This is a genomic window from Sphingomonas zeicaulis (assembly GCF_050433225.1).
Classification (GTDB): Bacteria; Pseudomonadota; Alphaproteobacteria; order Sphingomonadales; family Sphingomonadaceae; genus Sphingomonas_D; species Sphingomonas_D zeicaulis.
This window is the reverse complement of the sequence record NZ_JBNPXQ010000013.1, coordinates 79,374-91,328: the sequence shown is the minus strand read 5'-3', so window position 1 is coordinate 91,328 and position 11,955 is coordinate 79,374. Positions and strand designations below refer to the sequence as shown.

Sequence of the window (11,955 nt, the reverse complement as noted above, 5' to 3'; positions counted from 1 at the left end):
TACCGTCGCCGCGCCATTCAACCTCCTCGTCAACGAGGAGGCTGAATCACGCACACGGCCAAAGCTCAAGCCGGTTAATGGGTTTACGGCCTAATGATGCCCTGCGCCTGACCGGGATGACGGCACCGATGGTCTTGGAAGGCCCCATGACCGACGAATGGTTCGTCGCCTATGTCGAACAAGTCCTCGACCAACCTTGCGGTCCGACGACATAGTTATCCTCGACGACCTGCCGGCACACAATGCGGTCGCCGCTCGAAACGCTATCGAGGCCTCCGGCGCACGGATGCTCTTCCTTCCGCCTTACGGCCGGACCTCAACCCCATCGAAAACGCCTTCTCCAAACTGAAAGCCATTCTCCGAGAAGCTGCCGCCCGTACCGTTCCCAACCTCTGGAACGTCATTCGCGACGCCTCCCGCGGTTCACTTTTGACGAATGCGCAAACTACCTCTCTGCTACCGGATATGAACCGGAATGATAGGATTTTGCCCTAGATGTCACTCGTCGTCGCCATCATCCGGCGGACGAATTCGGTCCTAACCCCCGTCTCAGTCCCAACCCACGGCGCTGCGCTTCGACAGCCGCCTCGTTGCGCTTGTTGACGCCCAGCTTGCGGTAGATGTTGGCCAGGTGGAATTTGACTGCGCTGGCGGACAGGCCAAGTTCGCGGGCAATTGCCTTGTTTGCCTGACGCTGCACCAGGCAACGGATGATTTGCAGTTCGCGCGGCACGAAGGTGGGGCCACCCTCGATGGCCTGGCTGCGGGCGGTGATCGTTCGAGCAAGGCTTGCGCAGAACGACCGCGTCCCGCGAGCCATCGTCCGATAGGCGGGTGCCGCCTTCATCGCTTCCAGGACGAGGAGGAGCGCTGGGCCATGCTCGATGAACGGCTGCATGACTGCCTCGGCTTCCGCAAGGCCAATGGCCCGCTCGAGACTTGCCACCGCTTCGTCCGGGCGCTCGGCTTGGAACGCGCTCCCAGCGAACAGAACCAGGGCGCGGATCACCGTTATACGCCGTCCTGATAGTGCCGCGCTGTCCGCCAACGTGGTGGCGATGCCCTGAACGCGATCATCCTCGCCTGTCTCAAGTGCTTCCTGCCCGTCGAGGAATGTCGCCTCATCGCTCTCGCGCCAGCCGATCCATGCAGGTGCGAAAAGACTGATTGCGACGTCCCGGCTCCGCCAGCCCTGGGCGCCACTAGCGCCCTTCGACAAGACGCCCGCGCGCAAGATGCGACAGTAGCGCTCGATATCGCTGAGCCCGCGGCCCCGCATCAGGCGGATAGCGCGATCGAGGAGGCCGAGCGCGCGATCGCCGCCCCCGGTCGCCGCCGCGGCGCGTGCGCCGACGCGATAGCCGATCACGAACGCGTCGGGCCATCCGTCGCAGGCCTCCAGATCACGCAGCGCAGCATCGATCCGTTCGAAAAGGCCATCGAGCCGTCCGCGCTCGAATTCGACCTCGCACAACACGCACTCGGCAACCGCCATCAGGCCGGCATCGTCGGGCATCGCTCGCGCGATCAGCATGCGGGCTTCGGTTGCCAGGGCTGCGGCGCGCTCAAGCCGTCCACCGGCGAGCGCGATCATGCCATCGACGAGGATGGCGGAGCCGAGACCGTAATAGCTCGTCGCGCGTTCATACTTCTCGCGCGAAATCACGATCTGCTCCTGCGCTAGAGCAAGATCCCCCCGTCGCAGATAGTGCAAGCTGCGCAGGGCATAGACAAAGGCCGCATTGGTAAGGTCGTTGGTATAGATCGACCAGAAATAACCCTCCGATAACTGGGCTTCGCTCAGCTCTGTGTGCGCATGGAAAGCGAGGACATGCTGCGCGATGATGAAATCGGCATAAACGCGCGAGAGAGATGGCGACTGATAGGCCATGTCTTCGCTCAGCATCTTTCGCGCAGATTCGAGCAGCCGCCGGGCTTCCGCGAACTGGCCTTCCTTCATCGCCACAACCGCCTGGGTGATGCAGATCTGCCCGGACCGCTCGGCTGAATCCGGCGCCAGCTGCGCTAACGCGTTGCGCAGGCGGTTGTAACCCGACGCTCGGAGAAGCTCGGTGCTGGTGAACGCCTCAAATGCCATGCGTGCAAGGCTCTCGTCGCCCGTGTTCTGGACGATCGCAATCGCTGCTTCTGGCGCACGCCTTTCCGCATGATGGAGGAGCGCCTGCCGATAGGCCTGATGCCGGCGGGGAAGCTCGCCGCGCTCGAGCTGGCGCAAGGCAAAGGCGCGAAGCACCGGGTGGAGCGAGAAGCCACCACCAGCGCCTCGGCGCACGCGGGAGAGTGGTGCCATTGCCGCGATTTCCTCTAGCACCGGCGTAGCGGGGAGAGGGGCGGTGATGCGCGATATGAACCGCTGCTCGACCTGCTCGATCATCGCCGTTTCGGCGAGAAGTGCGCGCGTGGCGGGCGAGAGCCCATCCCAGATGCTGTCGCGGATCGTTGCTTCCAGAAGGCCGCCGGCATGATCGAGCAGCCGGTCCGTGCTGACGTCTCCAGCCGATATGGCTGCCGCGACCGCCTCGGCCAGCGGCCAGCCGCGTGTGATATCTCCTGTCCGTGCGGCGGAGAAATGCCTCTTCGCCTCGTCAGGGTCGAACAGCAGGGCTTCGGGATCCAGAGTGCGCACGAGATGCGGCGAGCCAAGCCTCGCGAGCATTGTCTGCGACGGACGGCGCGAGACCACCCACAACTGAAGATCGGGGCCCATGCGAAGCACCAGGTCAGCAAGGGCACCGGCAACAGGTTCTGGATCGAGTGCGCCGGCATCGACCACGAGCACCTCGCTGCGGCCCGCGTCCGAGCGGGCATCCCAAGTTAAAAGGGCGCCTTCGAGTGCCTCGCCGAACCCGGCCCCCAGGCGCAGGTTGGAGGTTTGGAGGCTGAGCCAGCGAAACCGTCTTGCCGGAGCATGGGAGGCCACGGCATGGTTGGCGAGCAAGGTCGTCTTGCCCATGCCAGCGGGACCGTAAATCTGCAGGATGCGTTGCGTGCCCTCGGGTTCGATCAGGCGACCCAATCGTTCGATACGCACATCCTCTGCTACCGGCTGGGGTGGGGCGGTGAGGACGAGTCCGCAGAAAGCCGGGTTTCGACCTGAGGATGCCGGGGATGTCGCGAGAACGTCATAGACTCCCGGTAGCAGGCCGGGCGGTGGCCGTCGGGTCATGCTGCCGCAAGCCTGCGCAGCGAGGCAGATTGTCGCCGTTCGCAGCATGGCAGGGAGCGCACGGTGCTTCGCATGGGCGAAACGCTATCCCTCATCATCACCCGCATGCAAGCGGCTGCCAACCCGCCACTGGCCGAATCTGCACGATCTTGTCCATTTCTCTCCCGTGTCAGGCGGCGCGCGCTGGCTATTCTCGGCAACGGTCTCCGGGGGCGGTGGAAGGGCTGTGGACGATGCTGATGGACGTTGCGATGCGATATTTCTACGAGGCGGCGAGCCAAGGCTCGATGCGGCTCGCCAGCGAGAAGCTGGGCGTCGCCGTTTCCTCGATCAGCCGTCAGATCGTTCAGCTGGAAGGCTATCTCGGGGTCAATTTGATCGAAAAGGGGCGCCGCTCCGTCAAGCTGACCGAGGCGGGGCGGCTGACCTATGATTTCCACCGCAGCCACATCGCGGAGCTCGATGCCCTGCGATCCCGCATCCAGGATCTGCGCGGCGTACGCAAAGGGTCGATCCGGCTGGCTGTTGGCGAGGGATTTCTGACGAGCGCATTCTTCCAGGCGATCGATGCCTTTCACAAGAAGAACCCGGGGCTGAGCATCGATACCCATGTCGGCTCAACGAGCGAGATTGTGCGCATGGTCGAGGAGGACGAAGTCCACATCGGGCTTGTGCTGCAGATCGAGCCGGAACCGAAGGTGCGCGTGCGCCTCTCCGTCGCCCAGCCGCTGATGATCCTCGTGCATCCCTCGCACCCGCTCACCCGCAAGAACCAGGTCTCGCTCGCCGACCTGGCGCAGCACGACCTGTGTCTTCCGCCCAAGAGCTTCCGGATTCGCCAGATCCTCTGTCAGATGGAGGCGGCGGCCGGCACGCACTTGGAACCAGCGCAGACCACGACTTCGATTGTGATGATGCGTGATCTTGCCTGCGAAGGCCGCTTTGCCACGGTGCTTCCGCAGATCGCCGCTACCGGGGAGCTGGCCAGCCGACGCCTCATCGCAATTCCCTTCGCTGAAACCGAACCCGAGCCGGTTTCGGTTCACCTCATCACCCGTCTTGGCCGCCAGCTCGAAGGCGCGCCGTCGAAGCTGCTGAGCGTGCTCGAAGCAAAGATGCGAAGCTGGACGCACTGACGCTCCGGCGCGCAACGTCTTTGAACTGCATGCGCAACCTACGCACCCTAGCCTGCCCTCCGACCATCGGCTCCGCCTGATCGGAAAGGACCAACATGACGCCCGCCTATTGGCCGCCCGAACGGCGCGCCCCCCTGCCGCCCGCGCAGCCCTGGAGCGGGCTCAGCGAAGCGCTGATCTGCGCGCCCACGGACCCCTGGGTCACCCCCGCCGAGGTGGACGACCTGGAAACCACGCCGACCTATGACGAGACACTGACCTTCCTCCGCCGCCTGGTCGAAGCCTCCCCGCTGATCCGGCTTTGCGAATATGGCATGTCCGCTGAAGGCCGGCCGCTGACCCTCGTGATCGCCAGCAATGACCTGGCGGGCGCCACTGCAACAGCCGCGGCGTCGGGACCGATCCGGGTCTTCGCCGAGTGCGGCATCCATCCCGGCGAGATCGACGGCAAGGATGCAGGCCTCATGCTGCTGCGCGATATCGCGCTGGGCGCCAAGGCAGACCTGCTTGCCGGCTGCGACTGGTATTTCGTTCCCGTGCTCAACCCCGACGGGCATGAGCGCCGCTCGCCCTTCAGTCGTCCAAATCAGCGCGGCCCGCACGAGCAGGGTTGGCGCACCTCTGCCCAGGGACTCAATCTCAATCGCGATTTCGTCAAGGCGCATGCGCCGGAAACCCGCGCGATCCTAAAATTGCTCCGGCAGATCGATCCCGACCTGTTCATCGATCTGCACGTCACCGACGGCCTCGATTACCAGTACGACATCACCTATGGTTTCCAGGACAGGCGCTATTCAGCCTCCCCGCAACTCAGCGGCTGGCTCGAAGAGACCTATCGACCCTATGTCGACACGTTCATGCAGACCCTTGGCCATATGCCCGGTCCGCTCATTCTGGCTGCTGACGATCGGCGGCCGGAGGACGGGCTGATGCTACCGGCATTCCCGCCGCGCTTCTCTCACGGCTATGGCGATATCTGCCACCTCGCGACTGTTCTGGTGGAGAATCACTCGCTCAAGCCAGTGCGCCAGCGGGTCCTGGGAACCTATGCGTTGCTCGAGGCATCGCTGCGTGCGGCTGCCGAAGGCGGCGCGGCGCTCCGCGCCGCCTCGCTCGCCGACAGAACATGTCGCGCGGCGGAGGCCGTCCTGACCTGGGAGATGGCGACCGAGCCGGTGCAGATGGTGACCTTTCACCCGATCGCCTGCGAGTTCTATGACTCGCCCGCCAGCGGCACGCGCGAGGTGCGCTGGCTCGGGACACCGCTGCCGGCGGTCGAGACACCGGTGCTCGGTTCGACACCTGGCCGGCGGATCGCCCGCCCCCGCGGCTACTGGGTGCCGGCAAGCGAGTTCGAGGTACTCGACCGGCTGCGGGCTCATGGCATCGACATGGCAATCGCAGCAGACTGGACCGAGGCCGACGTCGATATGCTGCGCCTGCGCGATCTGGAGGTTGCCACCGGGGTTGCCGAGCGGCGCATCGTCCTGCGTGCCGAGCTGGCAGGGGTCGAACGGCGATCGGAACGGTTCGCGCCAGGCTCCGCCTTCGTATCGACCGATCAACGGCTCGGCGACCTCGTCATCCACATGCTTGAGCCGATCTGCGCCGATTCACTGTTCGCGCAGGGATATGTGTCCGGCATGCTCGATCCGGTCGAATATCTCGAGGCCTATGTCATCGCGCCCATGGCCGACGAGATGCTGGCGACGGATCCCGCCCTCCGGGCTGCGTTCGCCGCAAAGCTGGCGTCCGACAACAGCTTCGCGGCCGACCCGATGGCGCGTCTCAGATGGTTTTACCTGCGCTCCCCTTATCGGGATGAACGGCACATGCTCTATCCCGTGGCGCGCAGCCTGAGCTGACCTGCGAGTGGTCTTTGGCGCACGCCCCGCCGGAACTGGTCCGGCGGGGCGTGAATGACCCTCGGCGGGCTTCAGCCGGCACGAAGCGCCATCGTCGCGGCTTCATCGACGGCGCCGTTCTCGACGACCACCAGGTAGACGTTTCGCGCCGATTCCGCGGAAACATATCCGTCGAGAACGTCCGCGAGTACGGAAGCCGGATCACGGTCTTCGGGTCGGCCATAGCCGGCGCCCCCCGCTCCCCGGGCGATCGCGCGGTCGCCAATCGCCACCGGCATGCGATAGGTTCCGACACGCTGCTCCTGAGGCGTATCCAGCCGAACGATCAACTCGTTCGCCTCCGGTTGTTCGCCACCGCCAAGCGACCACGGCTTCTCCTTCGAGCGCTTCGTGATCGAGAGAAACTCGCCATCCTGGATGAAGCGGATCACGCGCTCCGTGCCTACGCCACCGCGGCGCTTGCCCGCCCCGCCGGAATCGGGCCTGATCTCGAACTGCTCCATCATCATGCCCGTCTTCATCTCGATGACCTCGATCGGCGTATTGCGCACGAGGCTGCCGGAGATGTGGTTGGTGGCATTGATGCCGTCGAAGTCGGCGCTGCCGCCCCACCCGACCGGCTCGTTATTCGATACGGCATACATCTGCTTCGTCTGCGGATCCGTGCCGATCATCATGAAACCGAGCGTGTCTCCGCCCGAACAGGCGGCGATACGTTCTGGCATGCCCTGCGCCAGCGCCTTGTAGACCAGTTCGAGAGCAAGATGGGCGGGCCATTGCGTGAACGTGGCCGCGGGATAGACGGCGTGAAACAGATTTCCCTCCGGCGCGATCACCTTGAGCGCACGGAAAGAACCGGCATTGTTGCGCTGCGCCGCCGAGGTCAACGACTTGAGCACGAACTTGCAGATCGTCTCCGTCAAGCCGATCGGGATATTGATCGGGCCGCGCACGGCTGGAGAGGAGCCGGAAAAGTCGCAGGTGAGGCCGTCTTGATCGATGGTGACCTTGACGTGGATCGGAACCGGATCATCGGTAATACCGTCGTCGTCGACGACGTCGCTGGCTTCCCATGTGCCATGCGGCAGCTCAGCCAGCGCGCGGCGGACCAGCGCATCGCTCGCCAGCTTGATGCGCTCGACCGCCTCGTCGAACGCGCTGCTGCCGAACTTGTCGAGGATCGCATTCAGGCGCTCCACCCCGGTCCGGGTCGCGGCCACCTGTGCATCGAGGTCGCCCATCACCGGCCCGGGCATGCGCGAGTTGAACCGGATGATGTCGATGATGTCCTTTACGGGCGCGCCATCCCTGTAGATGCGCGTCCCCGGGAAGATCAGGCCTTCCTGGTGCATGTCGGTCGAATCCAGCACATATCCCGGATCCTTCGCGCCAAGGTCCATCCAGTGCGCGCGGATGCAGGTGTAGGCGAACGGCGTCTGCGCACCTGGCGCAAAGACGGGTGCGAAAAGCGTGGCGTCGAGCGCGTGCGCCGAGTTCCAGTAAGGGTAGTTCATGATGAAGATGTCGCCAGGCCGCATCGTCTCCGCGCCGGCAAAGGCCACGCCCTTGCGGATCGCATGGTCGTTGGCACCGAGGAAGAAGGCGAGGCCGGGCGCGTCGGCGATGAGTTCCAGTTCTGCATCATAGATCGAGATGCCGAAATCGAGCACTTCGTAGATGACAGGGTTGAACGCGGTGCGGATGAGCGTGCGGCGCATCTCCTCTGCGGCGGAAACGAGGTAGCTGCGGATGACTTCGACGGTTGCGCCGTCGAGTTTGGTCTGGAGCATCATGCGAATGTCCTGCGGATGATGAGGTGTCCGTACTGGTCGACGGAAACAGTCTGGTCGGAGTGGATCACTGTGGTCGTGGTGCCTTCCTCCACGATCGCCGGCCCGTCGAAGGCGTGGCCGGCACCCAGCAGCCGGCGATCATAGACCGCAAAGGGCGCACGCGTCCGGCGGGCGAAGCAGAATGCCTCGCGCGCACCGATCCGCGCGTCGGCCGCGGGGCCCAGAGCCTCGGGCAGGACCGGCAACGTCGGCTTGGGCATCACGGCGCTCGCGCGCACGCGCAGCGTCACGATCTGGACAGGAGCGTCGATGGCATGGCCGTATCGCTCGCGATGCAGTTCATCGAAGCGGTCGCGAAGACCGGTGAGCGTTTCCCCTTCGGCCAGCTCAATCTCGAGCGCATGTTCCTGGCCGGCATAGCGGCATTCCACGAGCCGAACGAAGCGGCGCTCCGTTTCGCTGCCGCTCTGTCCTGCAAGCTGTGTCCGCGCCTGTTCGAGCAAGTTTGCGAACGCCGTCTCCACTGGCTCCTGCGCTGCCGGTTCGAGCAGGCGAAGTTGGGTCAGCGCTACGTCGGTCACGATATCCGACATGAGCATGCCCCACGCCGAGAAGACGGCGGGGGAGCAAGGTATGATCAACTCCGCGTTCATCACCTCGCGCGCGATCAGTGGCGCGATCAACGGGCCCGCACCCCCGAAAGCGAGCATCGAAAAGTCTCGCGGATCGCGACCGCGCTCGACGGTGATCTCGCGGATGGCACCAGCGGTGCGGGCGACGAGAACGTCGAAGATCCCTGCAGCGGCTCGATCGATGTCCGTGCCGAGCGGTTTGGCGACGCGATCCTCCATGCCCTGCCGCGCGGCAGGGACGTCCAGCTCGACGGTTCCGCCCAGGAATGTCGAGGGATCAAGGAAGCCAAGGATCAGCGCGGCATCGGTCGTCGTCGGCTCGGTGCCGCCACGGCCATAGGCGATAGGGCCGGGCTGTGATCCGGCGCTTTGCGGACCCACCTGGAGCAGGCCTTCCTGGACCCACGCGATCGATCCGCCTCCCGCGCCGATGCAACGGATATCGAAGATCGGGATCAGCGCCGGGAGATCCGCGAGCGGCGCTTCATGCATGACAAGAGGCTCGCCGTTCTCGATCACTGCCGCGTCGAGGCTGGTGCCGCCATAATCGAGCGTCAGCACGCGGTCGCGACCGATGGCCTTGGCCAGCTGTCCGGCTCCGATGAGCCCGCCGGCGGGGCCCGACAGCACGGTATAGATCGGCGCCTGTCGTGCCGTGGCGGAGGTCATCGCGCCTCCCGCCGAGCGCATGATCAGCAATTTGCCGCTGAACCCGGCATCGACGAGACCCTTTTCCAGGCGGCCGACATAGTCGTTGAAGATCGGATTGATGTAGGCGTCGACCACGGCGGTGGCGGTGCGCTCATACTCGCGATATTCGCGCGTGATCGCGCTCGATGCCGAGACCGCAAGCTGCGGATAGGCGGCACGGATGATTTCCGCTGCGCGCTCTTCGTGGACCGGATTGCGGTAGCTGTGAAGGAAGCAGATTGCGACCGAGCGGATGCCGGCATCGACGAGCCTGCCCGCGGCATCGAGCACTGCCGCTTCGTCGAGCGGCGTGACCTCGTTCCCATCGGCATCGATGCGGCCGCCGACGCCGAAGCGGTGGCGACGTTTCACCAGGCTGGCCTCGCGCTGATAGCGATAGTCGTACATCGAGGCGGCAGGCACGTCCGCACGGCCGATTTCGAAGATGTCGCGGAAACCGGCGTTGCCGATGATGCCGGTTTCGACACCGCGGCGCTCGATCACCGCATTCAACCCAAGCGTCGTCCCGTGGACGAAGAGCTCGGTGTCGCCCAGCGACACTCCGAGGCGGTCAAGCGCTGCGAGAACCCCGCGCACCGGCTCATCGGGCGTCGTCGATGCTTTGGCAAGACGGGTCGTTCCCATTTCGGAATCGAACAGGATCGAGTCCACAAATGTCCCGCCAATGTCGACGGCGACGCGAAATCTCTTCATGCACTGCGTTCCCGGATTGAATATGGATCCCGTGAGTTCGCCGCGGATGATATTGTGCAAACGGCACAAGTCGTCGCGAAGTCATTGCATCAGGCGCAAGACCCAGCGTCCCCGCTTGCGGTCCGCGCTGCGTCTGACACCATCATTACCGAACGTCAGCCGCGCTTGAGTGTGCCGCGGCATTGGAGACCCTTTCGATAATGAAGCTGCTGCGAAAGATTGCCCAAATCGTCGAACGCAATCCCGAGCGTCCGCCCGAAGCGGCCCAGCTGCGTCGCTGGCCGTTTCTGACGATGGTGCTGATCGGTGTCTCGATCTCCGTTCCCTTCTTCGCGTTCGGGGGTCAACTGGGCCAGCGCGCGGATTTCACCACCGTTGCGATCGGGGTCCTTCTGGGAAGCGCGCTGTTGGGCCTCTGGGGCGTGATCACCGGTCATGTCGGGCTCGTCGCGAGGCTGCCGACCGCAATGATCATCCAGCGGACGTTCGGGCAGCGCGGTTCGATGGCGATCGTGACGATCATGGTGCTGACGTCACTCTGCTGGTTCGGGTTGCAGACGCAGATCCTGGTCAAGAGCCTGGCAGCGATCCTCCGGACACAGCTTGCCTATGAGCTGGACGAGAGGATCGGCATCGTTCTCGTAGGAGCGCTGATCGCGTCCACGGCCGTCATTGGCGTCAAGGCAATGGGCAAGGTCGCGGTGGTCAGCGTGCCGCTGCTGCTCATGGCGACGCTGGTTCCGCTGGCGATCGGGCTTGACCGGCACGGCCTTGCCGGTCTCGTCTCACCGCGGATGATCGCCGAGCCGATGGGGCTCGGCATGATCGTTTCGGTCGTCGTCGGCGCGGAGGTGTTCGGCTGCTCGATCAACCCGGATCTCAGCCGGTTCCTCAAGACGGGCAGGGATAATGCCACGGCGATGACGATAAACTACGCCATCGCGTTTCCGCTGTTGCTGATCCTGGCGGCCGCGCTCGGTACGCTCTACGGCAACGCGGACCTTGTGGCGACGATGCTTGCCGCCGGCATCGCGCTGCCGGGAACCCTCATCATCATTCTTGCCACATGGACGAGCAACGACAAGAACCTCTACGCATCCGGCCTGGCCCTGTCGGCGCTGTTTCCCAAGGTTGAGCGCTGGCAGCTGGCCGTGATCGCCGGCGTCCTCGGCACCTGTCTCGCGGCTGCAGACATCCTCGGCCATTTCATCGTGTGGCTGACCTTCATGGGCCTCCTCATCGCGCCCATGTCAGGCGCCTATGTGGCGGATTTCCTGATGGACCGTGACCGCTACACCAATGCGGATGCCGCAATACCCGCGTTTCGCGTCGCGCCGCTCCTTGCATGGGTGTTCGGCATCATCGTCGGCATCGCCACATTGCCGCGCGCCAATGTCGGCCTTGGTCTTTTCGAGATCACCCGCGCCCCGACGGTGGACGCGCTGCTTGCGGCGATGCTCTTTCTCTTTGCCGCCGAGAGATTGGGCGGTGCCCGCCGCGCCACCGCTTCGAACTGAACGGAGTTTCCATGTCCGCACCCGCAAACGCCATCACCCGCATGTTCGACTGGTGGAACCGCGCCTTCCGCAAGGACGGCTTCACTCCCGAAGCATTCGCACAACATTTCACTGATGACGCGGACTTCATCGTCGATGGCGGCGTGCGGGGCACCGGGCCGGACGGCATCTGCACGCATTTTGTCCGTATCCGCGCCAAATGCGAAGCGGTGGAGCTGGTGACGCCGGTCATTGCGACACTGAGCGACCACGAACAGGGATTCGTGCACTATCGCTGCGACTTTGCAGCGGATGGCACGGCCGGATCCGAAGTCTGCATGGCTCACGCCCGCTTTCGCGACGGCAGGATCGCGCGCTTCGAAGTGATCGGCCGGCAGGAGGCCAACTGACCGACGTCACAGGGCCGAAGCGACATCGCAGA

The 11,955-nt window shown here is 64.5% G+C and carries 7 protein-coding genes; 4 read left to right on the top strand and 3 right to left on the bottom strand.

Going from position 1 to position 11,955, the window contains the following annotated elements; all coding sequences use genetic code 11:
- Positions 1-514: 514 nt before the first annotated feature.
- Positions 515-3,052, bottom strand: coding sequence for a LuxR C-terminal-related transcriptional regulator (locus FHS96_RS27460; protein ID WP_429599514.1), 2,538 nt, complete (start codon positions 3,050-3,052; stop codon positions 515-517).
- A 368-nt stretch (positions 3,053-3,420) separates the two neighbouring features.
- Here FHS96_RS27460 and FHS96_RS27455 point away from each other — a divergent pair, with 368 nt between their 5' ends.
- On the top strand, positions 3,421-4,323 hold the full coding sequence (locus tag FHS96_RS27455; protein WP_429599512.1) for a LysR family transcriptional regulator: 903 nt from the start codon (positions 3,421-3,423) through the stop codon (positions 4,321-4,323).
- Between the two features lie 95 nt (positions 4,324-4,418).
- Complete coding sequence (locus tag FHS96_RS27450) at positions 4,419-6,188, top strand: M14 family metallopeptidase (RefSeq protein ID WP_429599509.1); 1,770 nt, start codon at positions 4,419-4,421, stop codon at positions 6,186-6,188.
- A 71-nt stretch (positions 6,189-6,259) separates the two neighbouring features.
- On the opposite strand, the gene FHS96_RS27445 is transcribed toward FHS96_RS27450, so the two are convergent.
- Complete coding sequence (locus tag FHS96_RS27445; RefSeq protein WP_429599507.1) at positions 6,260-7,981, bottom strand: hydantoinase B/oxoprolinase family protein; 1,722 nt, start codon at positions 7,979-7,981, stop codon at positions 6,260-6,262.
- Positions 7,978-10,017, bottom strand: coding sequence for a hydantoinase/oxoprolinase family protein (locus FHS96_RS27440; protein ID WP_429599504.1), 2,040 nt, complete (start codon positions 10,015-10,017; stop codon positions 7,978-7,980). The genes FHS96_RS27445 and FHS96_RS27440 overlap by 4 nt, the downstream gene beginning before the upstream one ends.
- A 200-nt stretch (positions 10,018-10,217) precedes the next feature.
- Between FHS96_RS27440 and FHS96_RS27435 the strand changes: the two genes are divergently transcribed.
- Both FHS96_RS27435 and FHS96_RS27430 read left to right on the top strand, forming a co-directional pair.
- On the top strand, positions 10,218-11,534 hold the full coding sequence (locus FHS96_RS27435) for a purine-cytosine permease family protein (protein WP_429599502.1): 1,317 nt from the start codon (positions 10,218-10,220) through the stop codon (positions 11,532-11,534).
- A 41-nt stretch (positions 11,535-11,575) separates the two neighbouring features.
- Positions 11,576-11,923 (top strand): nuclear transport factor 2 family protein, encoded by a 348-nt coding sequence (locus FHS96_RS27430; protein ID WP_429599500.1) that lies wholly within the window; start codon positions 11,576-11,578, stop codon positions 11,921-11,923.
- Positions 11,924-11,955 lie beyond the last annotated feature (32 nt).